At 47.2% G+C, this 19,035-nt stretch carries 18 protein-coding genes and 1 riboswitch; of the genes, 8 read left to right on the forward strand and 10 right to left on the reverse strand.

Features of this window, described 5'->3' with window-relative positions:
- Positions 1–9: 9 nt before the first annotated feature.
- Both NIES2104_RS23980 and ntrB read right to left on the reverse strand, forming a co-directional pair.
- Positions 10–1,404: a CmpA/NrtA family ABC transporter substrate-binding protein gene (locus tag NIES2104_RS23980; RefSeq protein ID WP_059000747.1), complete on the reverse strand. Its 1,395-nt coding sequence runs from the start codon at positions 1,402–1,404 to the stop codon at positions 10–12.
- 10 nt (positions 1,405–1,414) lie between these two features.
- Positions 1,415–2,263 carry a nitrate ABC transporter permease gene (gene ntrB, locus NIES2104_RS23985; protein ID WP_059000748.1) on the reverse strand — a complete coding sequence of 283 codons (849 nt, stop codon included), beginning with the start codon at positions 2,261–2,263 and terminating at the stop codon, positions 1,415–1,417.
- A gap of 19 nt (positions 2,264–2,282) precedes the next feature.
- Positions 2,283–2,439: riboswitch (cyclic di-AMP (ydaO/yuaA leader) on the reverse strand.
- Between the two features lie 447 nt (positions 2,440–2,886).
- Between ntrB and NIES2104_RS23990 the strand changes: the two genes are divergently transcribed.
- From NIES2104_RS23990 to NIES2104_RS24000, 3 genes are all read left to right on the forward strand, one after another.
- The gene (locus tag NIES2104_RS23990) at positions 2,887–3,717 is read left to right on the forward strand and encodes a hypothetical protein (protein ID WP_059000749.1); all 831 of its coding nucleotides are present in this window, start codon (positions 2,887–2,889) and stop codon (positions 3,715–3,717) included.
- A gap of 68 nt (positions 3,718–3,785) precedes the next feature.
- Entirely contained in the window at positions 3,786–4,745 is a 960-nt protein-coding gene (locus tag NIES2104_RS23995) for a DUF1350 family protein (protein ID WP_059002052.1), read from the forward strand.
- 23 nt (positions 4,746–4,768) lie between these two features.
- Complete coding sequence (locus tag NIES2104_RS24000; RefSeq protein ID WP_059000750.1) at positions 4,769–4,987, forward strand: hypothetical protein; 219 nt, start codon at positions 4,769–4,771, stop codon at positions 4,985–4,987.
- Here the strand turns inward: NIES2104_RS24000 and NIES2104_RS24005 are convergent.
- A complete protein-coding gene (locus tag NIES2104_RS24005) occupies positions 4,944–5,825 on the reverse strand; it encodes an ion channel (RefSeq protein WP_263971027.1) in 882 nt (293 codons plus the stop codon). The two genes, NIES2104_RS24000 and NIES2104_RS24005, sit on opposite strands and share 44 nt — an antisense overlap.
- 161 nt (positions 5,826–5,986) lie before the next feature.
- Positions 5,987–7,354, reverse strand: coding sequence for a glycoside hydrolase family 76 protein (locus NIES2104_RS30975; RefSeq protein ID WP_072218124.1), 1,368 nt, complete (start codon positions 7,352–7,354; stop codon positions 5,987–5,989).
- A 158-nt stretch (positions 7,355–7,512) separates the two neighbouring features.
- On the opposite strand from NIES2104_RS30975, the gene NIES2104_RS24015 reads away from it, so the two are divergent.
- The 4 genes from NIES2104_RS24015 to NIES2104_RS24030 all read left to right on the forward strand — a co-directional run bounded on the left by NIES2104_RS24015 (position 7,513) and on the right by NIES2104_RS24030 (position 11,531).
- Positions 7,513–8,469, forward strand: coding sequence for an esterase family protein (locus NIES2104_RS24015; RefSeq protein ID WP_059000752.1), 957 nt, complete (start codon positions 7,513–7,515; stop codon positions 8,467–8,469).
- Between the two features lie 5 nt (positions 8,470–8,474).
- Positions 8,475–10,205, forward strand: coding sequence for a phosphatidylglycerol lysyltransferase domain-containing protein (locus tag NIES2104_RS24020; RefSeq protein ID WP_059000753.1), 1,731 nt, complete (start codon positions 8,475–8,477; stop codon positions 10,203–10,205).
- Between the two features lie 57 nt (positions 10,206–10,262).
- Complete coding sequence (locus NIES2104_RS24025) at positions 10,263–10,754, forward strand: pentapeptide repeat-containing protein (RefSeq protein ID WP_263971028.1); 492 nt, start codon at positions 10,263–10,265, stop codon at positions 10,752–10,754.
- A gap of 474 nt (positions 10,755–11,228) precedes the next feature.
- A complete protein-coding gene (locus NIES2104_RS24030; protein ID WP_059000755.1) occupies positions 11,229–11,531 on the forward strand; it encodes a hypothetical protein in 303 nt (100 codons plus the stop codon).
- Here NIES2104_RS24030 and NIES2104_RS24035 read toward each other — a convergent pair.
- Together NIES2104_RS24035 and NIES2104_RS24040 are read right to left on the reverse strand one after the other, a co-directional pair.
- Positions 11,514–13,811: a hypothetical protein gene (locus tag NIES2104_RS24035; protein ID WP_156427032.1), complete on the reverse strand. Its 2,298-nt coding sequence runs from the start codon at positions 13,809–13,811 to the stop codon at positions 11,514–11,516. The two genes, NIES2104_RS24030 and NIES2104_RS24035, sit on opposite strands and share 18 nt — an antisense overlap.
- An 18-nt stretch (positions 13,812–13,829) precedes the next feature.
- Complete coding sequence (locus NIES2104_RS24040) at positions 13,830–14,594, reverse strand: Uma2 family endonuclease (RefSeq protein WP_059000757.1); 765 nt, start codon at positions 14,592–14,594, stop codon at positions 13,830–13,832.
- Positions 14,595–14,748: 154 nt separating this feature from the next.
- On the opposite strand from NIES2104_RS24040, the gene NIES2104_RS24045 reads away from it, so the two are divergent.
- Positions 14,749–17,157 (forward strand): S-layer family protein, encoded by a 2,409-nt coding sequence (locus NIES2104_RS24045; RefSeq protein WP_059000758.1) that lies wholly within the window; start codon positions 14,749–14,751, stop codon positions 17,155–17,157.
- Positions 17,158–17,272: 115 nt separating this feature from the next.
- On the opposite strand, the gene NIES2104_RS24050 is transcribed toward NIES2104_RS24045, so the two are convergent.
- From NIES2104_RS24050 to NIES2104_RS24065, 4 genes are all read right to left on the reverse strand, one after another.
- Complete coding sequence (locus NIES2104_RS24050; RefSeq protein WP_202815112.1) at positions 17,273–17,569, reverse strand: HigA family addiction module antitoxin; 297 nt, start codon at positions 17,567–17,569, stop codon at positions 17,273–17,275.
- 100 nt (positions 17,570–17,669) lie between these two features.
- Positions 17,670–17,915: a type II toxin-antitoxin system HicA family toxin gene (locus NIES2104_RS24055; protein ID WP_059000760.1), complete on the reverse strand. Its 246-nt coding sequence runs from the start codon at positions 17,913–17,915 to the stop codon at positions 17,670–17,672.
- Entirely contained in the window at positions 17,908–18,141 is a 234-nt protein-coding gene (locus NIES2104_RS24060) for a type II toxin-antitoxin system HicB family antitoxin (protein WP_059000761.1), read from the reverse strand. The genes NIES2104_RS24055 and NIES2104_RS24060 overlap by 8 nt, the downstream gene beginning before the upstream one ends.
- A gap of 55 nt (positions 18,142–18,196) precedes the next feature.
- Positions 18,197–19,015: a carbohydrate ABC transporter permease gene (locus tag NIES2104_RS24065; RefSeq protein WP_059000762.1), complete on the reverse strand. Its 819-nt coding sequence runs from the start codon at positions 19,013–19,015 to the stop codon at positions 18,197–18,199.
- Between the last annotated feature and the right edge of the window lie 20 nt (positions 19,016–19,035).

The following is a 19,035-nucleotide window of genomic DNA, read 5'->3' on the forward strand; positions in this document are numbered from 1 at the left end:
ACGATACTGCTAAGAGAGATAAATGTTTGTCGATCGACTCACCCGAATATCGAAGCTGTTGAGGTATCCGACCGGATCACTCGGATCAAAAGCTTTCTTATCAATAAATGCTTCAGCAGGTTCGACTTTGTAATCGTCACTCGGACAGGCAATCCCTAATTCGGCAGCAACTTCGCGATAAATATCGGTTCGCCAAGCTCGGTTTGCCAGATCCTCGGCATCTTTGGGAATTTCTTTAATTTGTCCCCAGCGGGCAGCTTGCGTCATCAACCAAACACTGCGCGATTGCCACATAAACGTGGAATGTTCATTTGCGACTTGTGGAACTTCTTTCGGCAAGTTAAAGAACAATGTCGTCGCATCCGATTTCACGATACGATCCTTGCCGTCAAAGCCTCCATAGTTGTACTCACCCACGATCGCAGGTTTTGTAAGTTTCGGTTTTGCTCCGGTGTACGATCGACCAGAAATAATCTTGGCAACTTCCTCGCGATTTTCATCACAGTAGCGACAGGACTCGATCATCGCTTTGAGCAATGCCCGATAGGTTTTCGGATTCTCATCGATGAATGATTGCATTACACCGAGTAAGCGATCGGGATGTCCATTCCAAATCTCTCGACCCTGAGCAAAGGTAAATCCAATTCCTTCATTGCCAGTAATAGCGCGAGTATTCCAAGGTTCTGCCACCATGTAAGCTTGCATGGCTCCGATTCGCACATTCGTCACCATCTGCGGTGGCGGAATGATGATCACGCGGAACTCTTCTAAAGGATTAACACCCGCAGCAGCAGCAACATACCGCACAAAGTATTCATAAATCGCAGAACTAAGAACGACTGCCCAAACACGACGTTCTGAAGGTAGCGCCTCAAAGTAGCGGCGAAAGTCTTGTCCGAATGCTTCTAAGTTACCGTTGTACTCGAACCAGGGACGCAATCCCGCATCCCACATCGATCGATTCATCGTCATCGCATTGCCATGATGATGAATCGTCATCCCTGCACACATCGGCGCATGACGCGCTCCTTCCGCCCCGATTCGAGCATTTGTAATCGCACCCGCAACCACAGGCGAAGCATCTAATCGACCGAATATCAAACCATCGCGAGAAGTTGCCCAGCTTGCTTCACGGCTCAATCGCACATTCAAACCATACTTGCGAAAAAAGCCTTTTTCCCAAGCGATCGCAAACGGCGCACAGTCATTTACCGGAACATAGCCGATCGTTAAATTCGGCTTCTCTAATTCGCTCGATTTAATTACCGGAGTAATCGACATCGCCGCTTCAGACAGTCCTTGAGGTGCACGATTCGCATTAATCGCACACGAAGAAAGTGAAGTCGCGATCGCAGAAGCACCCATGCCCGCAAGAAATTCGCGGCGAGTCCATTGATTCGTCATCGGTTTACCTCTACGATGCGCGACGGCGATGAGTCACCCAGACTTCGATCTGAGCCAGAGCAAAATCAAGTAACAATCCGGTTAGTCCGATCACTAACACAGCTAAAAACACCGAACTAAGATTTAATCGGCTCCATTCGTCCCAGACAAAGAAGCCGATTCCCACACCTCCTGTAAGCATTTCAACAGCAACAATGACAAGCCAAGCCACTCCCAGACTAATTCGCAAGCCTGTGAAGATGTACGGCAAACTAGCAGGGAGAACAATCTTGAGTATCCGTCTCCAATAAGGCATTTCCAACACTCGCGCCACGTCTAGATAGTCTTTTGGCACACTGGCGACTCCCAGAGCGGTGTTGATGATGGTTGCCCATAGAGAAGTAATGAAAATCACGAAAATCGCGGAAGGATCAGCTAAGTTAAAAATCGCTAATGCGATCGGTAGCCAAGCGAGCGGTGAAACGGGTTTGAAAATCTGAATCACTGGATTAAGAGTCAGCATCGCCTTTTTAGACATGCCGATCAAAAATCCGATCGGGATCGCTACGATCGCGCCCAATCCAAACCCCAGTAAGACTCGTCTTAGGCTTGCTAACAACAGCCATCCTAACCCCAAATCACCCGGACCTCGACGGTAAAACGGATTGAGAATATAGTCCAAATTTGCCATCAATGCTTCCGGGGGCGTGGGCATCAATTCATGTTTGTTTAGCGCAATGATCCACCAGAGTGCAATCACTCCAGCGAAACCAAGAGCGGGATAGATAAAGCGATCGCTTGATACGATCGGTTTTGCCCGGCGCATTGTAGCCTGACCGACAGCAGCAAATACCGCTGCTAAATTGAGTTGCGGGATCATAGGGTCTGGTTCTCCAGAGTCAAACTCTCAACGTGCCGACGGAGTTAGCTGACGGGCGAGGACTGAGAGATTGTCCCCGGTTGGATTGCTTAGAAGGTGTCTAAGTTCACAACCGTAAGCCCCGATTAAACTGGTTCCTCCGCTTCAGAAGATTCTGAATTAGGCTGACCGACTCGAATTAGTAGAACTTTAGCATTGAGGTGCAATTTTGAACAATCTTTCTTTTGAAATATTGAGGATTGAGCGATCGGGTTTCATTGAGTAGAAGGACTTAGCGGGTATTTGAAAAGTATGACCAGCCTTTTCGCTTCGTTGCTCACCCGCCCTGAAATGAATTTCGGGCTAATCGACGAAAGTCTACTGGAGTAGACTGAGAACGGATCTCAAGGTCTTAGTTCATTTTTAATGAACTTGCACCGATTAGCCCGAAATTCTATTTCAGGGCGGGATGCGGCAATGAACAAAGACACTTCAAGCATTCTCTTAGCAACGATCGAGTTTTTTCCAACAACAAACACTACCCAAGCGGGCACTGTGTGATCAAGCAACTGCCTCCAAACTGGAATAGAGCGCATCAATCAAAGCAACATTGAGCGTTCGACTACTCACTTTTGGAGTTCATCATGGAAGTTTCGACTTTTGAATTGCTGGTGAAGCGGATTGCTCCGAGAATGGCACTCCCGCCCGTACAGCAGCCCGTCGCTCGTCGTGTGGTTCAAGGTTATTTTCTAACCGTTTCTAACTTGGAATCGATCGATCTAAGATATCGCCTAGAGTTTCGCATTAGCTTACCGGACAATCTGACTCAAGCCGACGCGATGACCCGACTGCTCGAAGGAAATACCGTTTTAATCATTGATATTGCAGGTGCAAACACGGTACTGACCCTCACTCGCGTTGGTACCACTGGACGGTATGTAAGCCAAGAATTTATCATTCCAGCCCAGAAAACCGCTTCGATTCAGTTGTTGCCCGATGTCGCTCGATTCGCAGCGCAAGATAATCCGATGTTGGAAATTCGCGGATTTGTGTCGCTGTTGTTGCCGCGTGTGTTTGGCGGAACCCCGATCGAGAATGTGCTGGGTCGCCCTCAAAGTCCTCGCCCGGTTCGCGTGTTGCTCAATGCTGAAGTTCGCGGCACGTTTTTACCGAATGACTTTCCTGCAAATTCGGCAAGCACCGACTTTGATCAAATCAATTACTCGCTGGCACTCGCAAGCGGTCGCGCTTTGAATGAACTGACTTCTGAGCCGCCTCGGATTCTGGTGCCGGGAAGTCCGATCGGAGTCGAAATTGCACCGGGTGCGATCACGATGACTCCTGTCGCTTCAGAGACTGCGGACTTAGGCGCAATGCTGGCTGGAATGCTCACCAATGGCAATGGTGCCAGTCTAGAGTCGCTCAATCGATCGCTGTCTGAGTTGGATTTGCCCATCACGATGAAAAAACTGTAGTTTTGCTCGATCTCATGCCCCTTGGGTTGGCGGTGATTGCCGTCAACCTTTTTTCTGGAGAACTGCGAATGATGACTTTTAAACCGTTGTGCCATAGTTGGGTTGCGCTGCATCCTGAACCGAAAGGAATTGTTCAATTTATTGGCGGTGCATTTTTTGGCTCGTTTCCGACGATCGCTTATCGATATTTGCTCGAACAAATCTTCGAGGCTGGCTATTCTGTGATTGCTTTGCCGTTTCGATTTAGCTTTCGGCATTGGTCACTTGCGATCGAGCTTTTGAAAGAACAAGAGACGCTTAGACCTGAACTGATCGCACTCGCGAAGCATTTGAACTATGATCACACCGTCTATGAAGACAAAACGAATTACTCCTGGATCGGTCATAGCTTGGGCTGTAAATACATTGCATTGTTAGAACTCTTAAGCGATCGACAATTAACGGGTATGGATGCGAAGCAGATTCGAGAAATCGAACAAGCGATCGCACGTTTTTCAATCTATTCCGTCTCGATTAAAGGTCAGCCTTCCCTGTTACTTGCTCCGGACATTTCCGATACTGAAAGTGCAATTCCGATTCGAGCTTTAGCACAGTTACTCGATAAGCTAAAACTAGGGGTGTTACCCACTCGCGCTCAAACTCAAGACTTGATCGAACAGAGTCAGTTGTTTAATTTAACGGGATTAATCTCTTTTGATCGAGATACGATCGCGGGCAGTGTTACCCAACCCTCAGCTAAAAATGATGTACTGTGGTTTCTCACTCAACTCAAACAGCGGCGTTATTCTCTATTGCACCAAGAACTATCTGGTAAACATTTAGAACCTGTTGGAATTCGGCTAGGTCGCTGGATTGTAGACTTTAACCCATTGGATAAATTTGCAGAATTGATCAGCGATCGACCATTAGAAACCGTTGTGATTCAATTTCTCGATCGACTCCAACAACGTCAGCAGAATATCGTACAAACCGCACCAACGGAGTCGGAAGAATACGCTATCGTTTCTACGCTCGATCGTCGATACTAAAGAGTAGAGCCGTTTAACGTCCTATGTCTCCCCTCGCTTCATCTTGTACAGGTTCGATCAGCGTTTTGTTAAGCGATCGACAAACCGCAATTCAGCATTGTGAATCAGCAGAGTGTTCACAGGAAAAACTTCATGCAAAATCTCATAAACTCTGTACGGTGGTCGAAAACGGTCGCGTGGTCGTTCGTCCGGTGGCTGCTAAGGAATCGGTTCAGTATCGTGAAAATGCTTGTAATCAATAATTCGATGACCCTCTGGCGTTCGATGAACGAGATCGATAAAGCGGTAATTCCATAAAATTTCTTGCGGCGCATACACATGTCGATCGTGTAACACCTGCGCTACTGTTTCATCGATTCCACTTAGCATCACTTGAATCAGACAATTCGCTTCTACGAGTGATTCTGGAGTCATGCCATAAAGCGGACTATTTTCATCGATCGAGTGCACCACCAACCAAGTCAAAGCAAATGCCGGACTCTGACTTCGCACGAGTGCTAGATCATGAATCCGACGAATGTAGTGACCTTCTGAGGTCATCTCGTCACGCAAGAGGTAGACGCGCATTTGAGCTTCTAGAATTTGATTACGACGCTTATTTGCCGCCCGGAAACAAAGAGTCGGGACTCCTTCATGCGGTGCGATCGTTGCCACTTCGCTAAAGGCAACTCGTGCAGTTGGGCGGGAGAATCGAGCAAACGTAAATCCGGTAAGAATCGCGATCGCTAACAGCGAAGACACAGCCTCGATCGTCATAATCGACTGAGCATAGTACGTTTTCGGGTACATGGCGCCGTATCCGATCGAGGCAAAGGTTTGAACGCTGAAAAAGAAGTGATCCCAAAACGATCCCGGTGTCGCATTTGCAATACAATCGCCACCTAAAAGGTACAGAATTGCAAATACAACATTGATTCCTAAATAAGTCGCGATGATAATGCCGAAAAATCCCTGCCAAGGAACAGTTAGCACAAGATGATAGGGATCACGCCAGTAGGAGTACCACGCATTCAGTCCAACAATTTGAAAGCGACCGTCCTCGACGTGGATTTTAATGCGGCGAGGGCGACGTTTTCTCAATCTTAAAAGTCCAGTCTTAAGGAACGATCGCAGGTTCATATGAGGTTAGATATAGCAAAGGTGTGAGGTATGAGGTGTGAGGGGTGAGGTCAAATTCATTCACCGCTTAGGTTCGGAGATTGAGAACGTCCTAACCGTTCTGCGTACCGCTATAATCTGAATTAACGGATTATAAGCTGATCAAGATTCAACCAGTTTCGACTTCCTTTTGATTGATTAAAAATGATAGAAACTGTATTGTTTCCAGCTTTGAGCGCAACATTTGGAATCGTGGTCGTGTTCCAAACTGTCCAGTTTCCAGTGCCAGGAAAAATCTGAGCATTTACGATCGCTCTTCCATTCACAAAGATGAATCGCGTCGCATTTCCCGCTGCCGCCGCGTACCGCATTACTAAATCAAACCGTCCCGCTTGCGGCAAAGTGAAATTAAAATCGACCCACTGCCCGTCTTTGTTCCAGTTTGCAATGTAGCCCGCTCCTTCGTATCCGGTGTAAACGGCTTCTAGCACCAAACTATGTAGAACTGCTGTCTCAGCTTGCAACACGATCGGGCTTCGACTCGCCACGATCGACGCATTTAGCGCATCCATCGCAGCACTTTGACGCGCTGCATCTGCTGCATCAAATTTCTGCCCCCAACACAATCCAAATTGATTTCTCGGATTGCGACACTGCTCCCAGATTGAATCCGCATTGCGAAGAATGAAATCCCGGTAAGCCAGCTTATTCACGGCGCGGTAGAGATCCGACAAGTTCCGCATGAAAATCCCTTTAAATTGCGGTCCATCAAGTCCACAATTTGGCTCACAAGGTTCACGGAGCACGCCATTTGGAGCGAGAGATTTCGTTGCCGCATCAGCAATCGATTGCGCCACGGTTAACAGCGATCGATCATTCGTACATTTCGACAAATCGATCAGCGCTCCCAAAATCACGCCTTGGTTGTAAGTCCAAGTTGGCTGACCATTGTTCTTACATTGATCATTCAAACCATCATTGATCAGATTATTTTGATTGATCATTCCGGTTTTGCGGAACCAGTTCCAGGTGCGATTTGCCCAATCGAGATAGCGCTGATCCTTGGTTCTAAGAAACAATCGAGCCGCGATCGCTAAAAATAGCTCATTCGCGATCGCGTTCTTATACTTGTGTTCTTTATTCCACCAAATCCCGCCGCCACAAGTGTTATCCCAACCTTTGGTCATGTCGTTAAAGATCACCTGCGCCATGTTCAAATAACGCGATTCTCCAGTCAGGTCAAACGCTTTAATCCAGGTGAGTGCCCACCAACCCTCATCATCGTAAAATTCATTTAAGAAATTGTTACGTTTGTTCTTCTCAAATGTATTAAAAATATTGGTGCGATAAGTAAGCGAATCGGTGAACGTACAATAATCGATCGTAGTCTCTAACACGTTTGCACTATTCCACCAGCCTGTCGTGTTCCAAAGTCCAGTTGCAGTGTTATAGAACGTTTGCAGCGTTGCCATTCCTGCATCTGCTCGTTCTCGATAGGTTGCAGCACACATTTGTATCTTCCAATCACATTACGTGTGTTATAACGCAATCATTCAGATTTGCTCTCCGCCTGCACCAATGCAATTTTCAAAAAAGCAATTTAAATTACGCCCTTCCATTGTTTTCCTCAAGTACTGTAATTAAAGAAAGTGACTGTTCGCTTTTACACATGCCACTCACATTTAAACCAAAAGTTAAACGAAAGCGTTTTCAAGCGACAGTTTTAAGTTTGTCGATCGTACTCGGTGCGATCGCTGCGGGTGCCTATTGGTATGTTTTCGTGCTCGGTGCTCCTCAACTTGATGCTCCTCCCGTTGAAGAGATTGCTGGACTGAAGTTTCAAGTCAAAAGCTTTTACAGCGAAGCGATGGGAGAACAACGGCGATACGGCGTAATTTTGCCGCCTGGATATGAAAAACATTCCAATCGTCGCTATCCCGTGATCTTTCTGCTTCACGGTGGACATGGAGACGAACGCGATTATTACGAAAAAGCAGCAATTACTAGCACCTTAAAAACGCTGTATAACGAGAAAAAATTACCCGCTGCACTGATCATCATGCCGGACGGAAACGACGATCGCGGCACGAGTCCATTCTGGGATTCAGATTATTTCGATGGTGAGCATGGCAAAGTTTCGACTTACATTGGCATGGATCTAGTCAAAGAAATCAGGCAGCAATTTCGCACGATCGAGGATTCACACTATTGGGCGATCGGTGGCTTATCATCTGGCGGTTGGGGTGCGTTTAACATTGGATTGCGACATGTAGAGCGCTTTACAATTTTCTTCAGTCACACCGGATATTTCATCGATAACAGCGGACCTCAGAACAGCCCGCAGATTTTTGTTGAGCAGATTCCACCAAATGAACGCAAACGCATTCGAGCCTACATGGATGCTGGCGAAGCAGATGAAAAATATCTCGATGCCACCCGCGATTTTCACAAAGTGTTGACCCAATTAGGAATCTATAACGAATTCTATGTATTTCCCGGTGGGCATGGAATTGTCGGACAAAATGTGGGGTGGAATTACTGGAGAACACATCTCGCCGATTCGCTGAGCTTTGTAGGTCGCCAATTCCATCACGTCCAAACTCAGAAAAACCATCGCCACTTTTGAGTCTCATGCAGCAGGAATCTCCCAAACTCGGCTGGAATCGCAAACGCCCGGAAACGCTCGATCGTAAAACTCGAATTGGGGTTTGGTCAGCCGCCGTCCTAACTGGAATCATGGGACTCGTCAATCTCTGGTCTGCGGTGGCTCCAAGCTATCCAGAACGAACCGTTTGGCTAAAACATTTCTTTCCGTTCTCTGTTCGAGTCGGAGGTCACTTATTTGCAGCTTTAGCCGGATTTATTCTATTAACATTAGCGGCGAACTTATTGCGGCGAAAACGAGTTGCTTGGTATATCACTGTTGGATTACTGCTTGTGTCGATTCTGAGTCATTTGATTAAAGGCTTTGATGTTGAAGAAAGTATTCTCGCGACTGTTCTACTTATTCAGTTATTCATATTGCGAAAAGCTTACACGGCAAAATCCGATCGACCTTCGATCGCGCAAGGTATTCGCGTTCTGATTGCAGCGATTCTATTCACCCTAGCGTACGGCACGATCGGCTTTTACATTCTCGATGGCTACTTCAGCATCAACGGAGTGCCTGTGAATTTCAGTTTCACCGAATCGATTCTGCAAACGCTGGCGATGTTTTTCACGGCGGATAATGCGGGTTTGGAACCGAGACGACGCTATGCAGACTTTTTTGCGAATTCCATCTATGCAGTGGGTGCAATCACGCTGGCGTATGCGTTACTGATGTTATTGCGTCCAGTTTTGCTGCGCGATCCCGCAACATTAAGCGATCGACAAAGAGCACGTCAAATTATTGATCAATTTGGGAAAACTTCACTAGCACGATTATCTTTACTGCCGGATAAGTCGTACTTCTTCAGTCCTTCGGGCAAAAGTGTCGTGGCGTATGTTGCCAAAGGTCGAGCCGCGATCGCGCTGGGTGATCCGATCGGGCATCCGGATGATCTCAAAGAAGCGATCGTGTCTTTTCAGCAATTTTGCTATCGAAACGATTGGTTTCCCAGCTTCTACGAAGTGCTACCAGAGACTTTGTCGCTCTATCAATCGATGGGATACCGTTGGGCACAAATCGGAGAAGAAGCAATCATTGATCTCACCACGTTCAATCTCAAGGGCAAAGCTAATCAAGACTTTAGAACGGCAATTAATAAATTGACCAAAGCGGGCTATCAATTGCAGGTGTACGAACCGCCGATCGATGAGGGACTTTTCACCTTATTGAAGCCCGTCAGCGATGAATGGCTGAAATCGAAGCAGGGATCAGAAAAGCAATTTTCGATCGGATGGTTCGATCGAGACTACTTGAGCACTTGTCATATTGCAGTCATTTACAATGCAAACGGTAAGATCATTGCCTTCTCGAATTTGCTCTCTGGCTATAACCGCAAAGAAGTCACGGTCGATTTGATGCGCCACCTGAACGATGCCGAAAAAGGCACAATGGATTTCCTATTCGCGTCGATGATGCAGCACTTCCAGCAAGCAGGCTATGAAAGTTTTAACTTCAGCTTATCGCCATTAGCGGGAGTCGGTGAAGCTCCGGATTCGCTGCGCGTCGAAAAAGGACTGCACTATTTTTTCGAGCATCTCAACCAGTTCTACAATTTCAAGGGATTGCATCAATTCAAAGAAAAGTTTCGTCCCCGTTGGGAGCCGCGTTATCTCATTTATCCGAGTTTAACCGTTCTCCCTGATATTGCAGTAGGCTTAGTTCGAGCCGATTCGGGCGATCGCTTACTCGATTACCTCAAACCGGATAGCTAAGCCACCAATGCCTGATAGAATTACGAAGTGTAAAGCAGAGTCAGCGATCATATGCGAATGTGGCGAGTTCTTTTCGGATTTCTTCTTGCGGTTCTATTCATGATTGGACTGTCGCAACCTGTTGAAGCAGCGAGTTCTGGAGCAATTCGTGCGATCGATGATTTCGCGGCGCAGACCAAAGACTATTCTGGACAGAACCTCGTTCGTGCAGAGTTTAGCAATGCAAGACTTGCAGGCAGCGATTTTCACGGTGCGGATTTGCGTGGAGCGGTGTTTAGCGGTTCAGACCTGAGCAAGTCAAACTGGAAAGGAGTCGATTTTGGAGACGGCATCGCTTACATCAGTGATTTATCCGGTGCGGATTTGAGCGATGCGGTGATGACTTCTGCAATGATGATCGGCTCAGTGTTCAAGGGCGCGAATATTACTGGGGCAGATTTTACCTATGCGGTGTTAGATCGATCGCAAGTCGTCGAACTGTGTAAGACTGCCAGCGGTGTGAATCCGAAAACTGAAATCAGTACTCGTGAATCGTTGGAATGTCCTTAGAGTGAGTTTGAAAAGAGTGAGTTTGAAAGCCTTTTCACTGCGTTGTTCACCCGCCCCGGAATGGAATTCGGGGCTAACAGTGCGAAGTCCACTAAAGGGGACTAAGAGGGTATTTGAAAAGTATAAAAAGCTTTTTCGCTTCGATTGCCTCCCGCCCTGAAATGAATTTCGGGCTAACCGTAGAAACTCTACTTCAGTAAACTGGGAGGCAGTTTCAGGTTCTTAGTCCATTTCTAATAGACTTTCGCCGATTAGCCCGAAATTCCATTTCAGGGCGGGACGTAGCAACGCACGACAACCTTTCAAACATCCTCTAAAAGCCAAAATTAACCTCTTCAGTCCGTTAAAACGGACTTCGCACTGTTAGCCCCGAATTCCATTCCGGGGCGAGGCAGAATCGAAGCGAAAGAGCTTTAAAGCACTCCCAAGATCAATGATCTATCCTGGAGATAGTCCTGCGATCGCACTTTTACTATGTTGAAATCGATTCTCGCTGCTAGTGTTTTATTCGCGACGCTGCCAACCGTCAGCCTTGCGGCTCCATCTCAATCCGCTCAAGCAACGCCGCAACCCACGACCGAGGAAATCTATCAAGCCTGTACGCAAAATCGGGCTGAAACCTTGCCCAATCCCTTTGTTGATGTTTCTCCAAGAGACTGGGCATACAAAGCGGTGTTAACGATGCACTATTGTGGTGCGTTTCGTCGGGCGGCTCCGCGAAGCTTGTTCGAGCGTCCCCAACAGCCCGCACCACAGCCCTCAGTTCCGCAATCGTGATTTACGCTCGGTATAACAGGTGACATAGCTCTGAAGCTGTTGTTTTCGGAGCTTTCCTGCTTCACCGGGTTCAGGATACTTTGCCACTAGCTGACGGGCAGTCTCAATGCGATCGACTTGAGCCAGTAGCCGAACCGTTTGGATATAGGCATCAATCGATCGCGTTTCTTTGCTGTTGAAAATCGCCACGGCTTGATCAAGAATTGCGATCGCGTCTGAAGTTCGATTCCGACTGAGATAAGCCTGAGCGAGTCCAGGCGCGATCGAGAGATACTCATCGGCGGATTGGTTCGCATACATTAATCCTGCGGCTTGTCGAGCAATGTCTAACTGTCCGACTTGCACTGCTGAAATCACTAGATTGCTAATGTTCGTCTCTTTGTAAGCTGCTTTCGGAATCTCTTGAAATGTTTTCCAAGCAGGTTCAATCTGTTCTTCGTTGAGAAACTCTTGAGCGAGCAGAGCCAGAATGTAGTTCGGAGCAATGCCTGTGTTCGGATTGATTGGAATCGTTTTTGCTGATTTTACCGCAGTTTGACGAGCCGTTTCAGCCGCTTGTTCTTGTCCGACTTCAATGTATCCGCGTGCGATCGCACCATAAGCTACCGCTTTCAAGTTCGGAGCCGTTAAGCTTTCTGCTGCTTTCGCCGCCAGCGCAAACGCCGATGGATCTTGTGCTCCAATCTGCATTAAAGTTTCAACTCGTGGAGAACGAATTCCATAACTATCTTGCAGTGGAAGTTGTTGAGCAAGAGAAAGCGCTTTATTGACGTTTTGTTTTGAGTAAGCCACTGCAAATTGCTGTAATACTCGGAGTCGCTCTTCTGGATCAGTGTTTGGAAACCGCTGAATCGTGGATTCGATCGCGTCTAATGCTTTAAGATTTTGAGCGATCGGAATTACATAAGCACGGGGTGAAATCAATCCTAAACTCGCAAGCCGTCGAAATACAGTCGTTGCTTCTGGAACATAGCCTTGCTGGAACGCGATCGAAGCGAGAGAAGCGCCATCATAGATATAACCGCCATCGGTCGTGTTCCAATTTTTTTGAATCGTTTGAATGAATTGGGCGATCGCTTGATTTGATTTCTGAGTTTGATTGCGTTTGCGGTATTCTCCAGCGATCGCTAGTAAATGATTGGCTCTCAGTTCCGGTGTATTGAGCAATGGAACAATGCGATCGGGGTTTCCACCTGCTTGAAAGTAAGCTTGAAGGGCACGAGGCGCATCAAAATCGAAGCTTGGAGTCTTGATTAAATTCCAAGCGTAAGTGAGAAGCTTTGGATTGTTAGAAATGGCTGCTAATACAAGATAGCGATCGTCTTCTGGAAAGCCTGGATTTTTAAGAATCGTATTGAGATAAGGTTGAGCTTTATCGGGGCGTTTTAGTTGCAGATACAATCGAGTGATGTCTGGATTAATTTGAGTAGCTGGAGCGAATTTTGTGACTCGATCGACGATTTGTAATGCTTTTGCAGGTTGATTTGCTTCAAGATAAGACTGCGCTAGAGCGAGCGGAACTGTAACTTGGAACAAAGTAAGATTCTGACCCGGTTGCATTGTCGCTACGATCGCGCTTTCAACCTGACCTAACAAGGCTGAAATTTTCGGGGTTTGCTTGAGTTCCGAAGCGGTGACCAGCAATCCACCCAATTGAGACGTTCGCGATCGAGCATTCGATTGCTTCAGGCTCGATTGAATCGATCGAGTTAAAACCGTAGTTGCTCGGTCGGGTGCTCCTAATTGCTGATAGTATTTAGCCACTGCCGCCATTAATCGATACTTAATTTGTTGATCAGAAAGCTGATCAATCCGAGCCGCAAGCTTATCTAAGATACCGAGCAACTGTGATTTCTCACTTGGCTTTGAAATTTGGGTTAGCAAAACATCGAATTGTGCTGATGTTGGAGAATCAGGACGAACCGCAAACGGTCTGCCGATCAACCAGCGATCGAGTGTACTCTGCACAATTGGATTCTGCGCTACCGGAGATTGAGCAATCTCATTCAATTCAGCAAAGGCACGAGAAACGGAATTTGTCGCAACGATCGCAGGTAAGGGTTGATTCGGGTAGGGAATTCGCCGCACAATGTCTTCTGCGAACACTTGAGGGCAGCTTGAATTGACTTGACCTTGGGCGGGGACAATGGGGAGCGAAGTCGTCAAAAATAGACTGAAAAGAGAAATAAAGAGTAAGCGTTGCCTTTGGCACACGTAAGCGTGTTCGCGCATATCAGGAGATTCAAAGCGAGTAGTATCTTTGAATACGATAAGGCTCACAATGTTTCCAGACGAATGCTAATCCAATTCACCGCAGCGGTCACTATCGAGTGTGCCGAAGGCATCGCGATATCGCTGAAGCATTTCCTCTAGTTCGTCTGCACGTTGGCGTTCTTGTTCTGCACGTTGGCGTTCTTGTTCTGCACGTTGGCGTTCTTGTTCTGCACGTTGGCGTTCTTGTTCTGCACGTTGGCGTTCCTCGTCGCGCTGGGCAGCGAGTTCAACTGGAGTCAAAAAGCGATCGCCATTCGGTGCGTACAGATTCAGAGTGGTGTCATCCACAACAAATCGCACTCCTAATCGTGGACTGATCCACTCTTGAATTTCAGGAATTTCGACCAAATGCTGATCGACTCGTTGTGAACCGACAAGCTCGTTGCGCTCCGGATCATAAATGTAGTACTCTTCGACTCCATACTGCTGATAAAACAACAGCTTGCGAGACATTTCTGTTGCTGTATTGCTCGGAGATAGAATTTCAAAGACGACTTGGGCTGGAATGTTGTCTTCTTTCCATTGTTGATAGGAACCTCGATCGCCTTTTGGTCTGCCAAACACAACCATTGTATCCGGAGCTTGACAGAGCCGATTGTTTCCCTCGACTGGATACCACAACAAATCGCCAGCAATAAACACATTTGGATCGGAAGCGAAGATAATTTCTAAATTCTCTTTGATTGTAACAATCCAGCGAAATTGCTTTGTATTATCGGACATCGGCTGACCGTCAGACTCTGGGTAAACAACTTCTGAGGAGGCAGAAATTCCAGGTTGTACCACCATGATGTGAAGTGACCCCCATCTTGCAAGTTCTTTCAGCGTAACATAGCTGCTCGTTCTCGCTTGGCATTTTCGATCGACATTCTATTTCTCAGGGTTTTCTGAAACAAATAAGTCGGGCACATTAGGGCTAACCCTATTCACTCCAAAACAACCTATGTGGCGATCGCTTTTGTATCTCAGCTTGATTGGAGCTTGCATCACTCTCTTCAGTGAGGCACAAGCGCAGATTGTTCCGGACGCAACTTTGAATACTCAAGTCACATCAAACACAATTACAGGCGGCACTCGATCCGGGAATAATCTATTTCACAGCTTCCGCGACTTTTCAGTTCCGACCGGCGGTTCAGCCATTTTTGACAATGCGATCGAGGTTGAAAATATCTTTAGCCGCGTCACCGGAGGAAACATCTCTAACATTGATGGCGTGATTCGGGCAAATGGCACTGCAAATCTATTTTTGCTCAATCCCAATGGCATTATTCTCGGCAGTCAGGCACAACTCAACATCGGTGGTTCATTTATCGGCACAACAGCACGAGCGATTCAATTTGCGGACGGTAAAAAGCTGAGTGCAGATCCAAGTGAGCCGCCTTTACTCACGATTAGCGCGCCTGTTGGCTTACAGATGGGACAACAACCCGGAGCAATCCTAATTCAAGGTCAAGGTCACTCGATGCAAATTCCGAGTACTTTTGCTCCCGTTATGGGTGCTGGACAGGAAACAACTGGATTGCGAGTTAATCCAAATCGCACCTTAGCGCTAATCGGGGGTGAAATTAACCTAAATGGCGGAATTCTCAGTGCTCCATCCGGTCACATCGAGCTAGGGAGTGTTGCCGATGGTGTTGTGAACTTCACGCCGACTCAGTTTAGCTATGCTGCGATCGCATCATTTCGAGACATTCGACTGACCGATAGAGCCGCGATCGATACTACAGGTTTTGGGAATGCGACTGTACAACTTGTAGGGCGCAAAATTGCAATCAACAATGGTTCGATCGCGCTCATCGTAAACCAATCACAGCAACCCGGCGGCAATCTGAGGATCATTGCTTCAGAAGCAGTAGAGCTATCCGGTCGCTCATCGACTAATCTAGAATTCGGCAGTTTCTTAGTGAGTGATGCCTTTGCTGGATCAAGTGCAAATCTCAGCATTACGACTCCTCGACTTTCCATGTTCGATCGTGGAATCGTGCTTGCTCGAACATTCGCGCAGGCAAGCGGAGGCAACATCAGCATCAATGCTTCAGACATTCAAATCGATGGCAAGCTTGACAATTCGCTTTCACTGCACAGCGGCTTTCTCCCGTCCGCAATGGGCAGCAGTAATATGGGCGAGTTTGTGCTGGCTGTACGTCAGCTTAATTTAACCAACGGTGGCTATATCAATGCGTCTACTTTGGGCAGCGGCAGCGGGGCAGGGGTGAGAATTCAAGCCGATACGGTTCAAGTGGATGGAGTCAATTCGCTTGGACAATCGAGCATCATCGCAGCAGCGGCATTTTCGAGTGGCAATGCTGGCAACTTGACGATCGAGGCGCGGCAAATTGGTGTCACCGATGGCGGCACTGTGAGTACTGCGACTTTCTCAAGCGGTAAAGCTGGAAACGCAACGCTCAACGCCGCAGAATCAATCACCATTACAGGTCGAATCATTCCCAGTCTGTTTTCAACGACCGATGGCGTGGGTTCATCAGCAAATATCTTACCGCTTGCAGTCCGGCAACTGATTGGACTTCCCGATCGACCCAGCGGAGATTCAGGCGATGTGATCATCACCACAAATCAACTCACCATCAGAGATGGGGGCGAAATCAAAGTAGACAATCAAGGAACAGGCAATGCGGGAACTATCCGCATCAATGCAAATTCGATCGACCTCAAGCATCGAGGTGCAATCACAGGTGAAACCACTGCTGGAGTCGGAGGCAACATTTCGCTAGAAGCGCGATCGCTACTATTACGCGATCGTAGTTCGATCACAACGACAGCGGGCGGAACCGGAAACGGCGGCAATATCAACATTCAGGTTCCAGTGATTGTAGGGCTTGAAAACAGTGATATTGTTGCAAATGCGATTCAAGGTCGAGGCGGCAATATCAATATCACGACCGAAGCACTGCTAGGATTGCAATATCGCGATCGCTTAACTGCCGACAATGACATTACGGCGAGTTCCGAATTCGGACTCAGTGGCACTGTTCGAGTGAACAATCTTGGGGTTGATCCAAGCAATGGTTTAACTGAGTTAGCAACCAATCTAGTCGATGCCAATCAACAAGTCGCAGAAGGTTGTTCAACGCATCAAGAAAGTAGTTTTGTAGTGACCGGAAGAGGAGGCATTCCGCAAAACCCAACCGAGCAAGTGAACTTCGATCGACCTTGGGTGGATTTACGTGATGTTGCCATTAGTGGTCGATCGACTGTTCCTTTCACTCAGCCTAAGCCATTACTTGAAGCAACTTCCTGGTATCGCAATGCTCAAACTGGAAAAATCGAACTGATCGCTGCTCAGACAATTCAGCCTAACTCTCTTCCTACTTGTGTTGGGATTGCGCCTTAACATCCTCTGTTCTCGATCTCAAGTTCCAAATTTGAGCAAACTCAATGCAGCACTATTGGATCTAGCGTACTGCTTTAAGTTACTTCAATTGATGAATACTACAGATTGGAGTCCTTCATTCTCCAATTAAGGTTGGAACTCGATCGTATTCCGTATGGTGACTCTGGATCGCATCCCAAACATCAACTTTCTGCTGTAAATTCAACCAGAGCCGATGCCCATTGCCAAACGCTCTCCCAATGCGAATGGCAGCATCGACCGTAATCGGCTCTTCACCTCGAATAATTTCATCCACTGTCTCTTGGGAAAGTCCCAACACTTCAGCAAACTGAGACTGACTCATCTCAAGCTCATCCAACAGATCTAAAATCACTTCTCCTGGCTGAACAGGTCTTGCCTTTCTGTCATTCATGAGAGTTTGTGAATCATTCATAACCTGAGCTTAGTGAGCGTTCTTTAAATTCAACGTCATAGACACTACTAGAAAGCCACAATCAACACTGAATTTGCGCTTATTCGCTGGTGTAGAAATAAAGAAATAGCTCTTCTTCAGGAATATATTGGCTTGCTTGTCGAAGAATTGTCCTACAGGTTCCGGTATCGAGTTGCTTGTGATTGGGAACGATCAGCGTTTCGTTTCCCGTCTCTCCAACCCGACGCAGTTTAATGTGGCTTCCTTTCTGACTTTTGACCTCAAATCCAAACGATTCAAGAATTGCAATCACATCTGCCGCAGACAACCGTTTCAGTTTAGGCATACTGCGGCACTAGCTCGAACGTCACAATGATTGAAGGTTGAGCCACAACTTGTAACTGATTCAAATCCTCATCTTCCAGGTATAAAGCAATAGCTTCGCTCAGATTTTGCATGATTTCATCCAAAGTCTGTCCTTGAGTCACGATCGCAAATTCCTCACACTCTGCAACGTATCCACTTTGATCACCGGGATAAACAGTTGCGTGAATTTTTTCTCGAAGAGTCATCGATGCTTGCAAGAATTGGATGAATTTAGCGTAGCACTTGAATCTTAAACAGGCTCTAATTCTTAATTCCAGTCGTCGCAATTCCTCGAATTAGTTGACGCTGACCGATCGAGAAAATGATCACGATCGGAATCGTCGCAATCACGATCGCAGCCATCAACAATGTCCAACTATTGGTAAACTGCTCTTGAAAACTCGCTAACGCTAACTGCACCGTTCTCAATTCCGGTCGCGTCGTAAACACTAGCGGCTTAAACAAATCGTTCCATTCCCCGATAAACGTAAACAGAGATAGCGTCACTAGAGCAGGACGAGACAGCGGTAGCATCACTTTCCAGAGAATCGATAAGCGATCGGCTCCGTCTAACATCGCGGCTTCTTCAAGCTCGATCGGAATTCCCTGGAAAAATTGCCGCATCAGAAAGATTCCGAAACCGTTGACCGCAGTGGGCAGAATTAACGCGCCATATGTATTAATCAAGTGCCCCCATTTCAGCACGAGAAAAATCGGAATCACCAAAATTTGAAAGGGAATCACCAACGTCGCCAGCACAATGAGGAGAATCGCTTGCTTGCCCTGGAATTTTAATCGAGCGAGGGCGTAACCTGCGAGAGCGGAGGTGAAAATTTGGAACAGCGTCACCGCGATCGCGACCCCGATCGAATTTGCAAACGCCAGCAAGAACTGTCCCCGTTCCCACGCTTCGCGATAATTTTCAAATGACCAACTTGGAGAATTGAGGGAACTTCCCGGCGGCTTAAACGACGTAATAAGTACCACAACGAGCGGCAGCAGTATCACTCCTGCCCCGAAAAACAGCAAACTCAGGCTGAGTGCGCCTTTTAGACTGGGAAACTGCTCTCTATCCTCCATCCCAAACCCCTAAAGAATCG

Origin of the sequence: Leptolyngbya sp. NIES-2104, from assembly GCF_001485215.1 — a bacterium.
Taxonomy (GTDB): Bacteria; Cyanobacteriota; Cyanobacteriia; order Leptolyngbyales; family Leptolyngbyaceae; genus Leptolyngbya.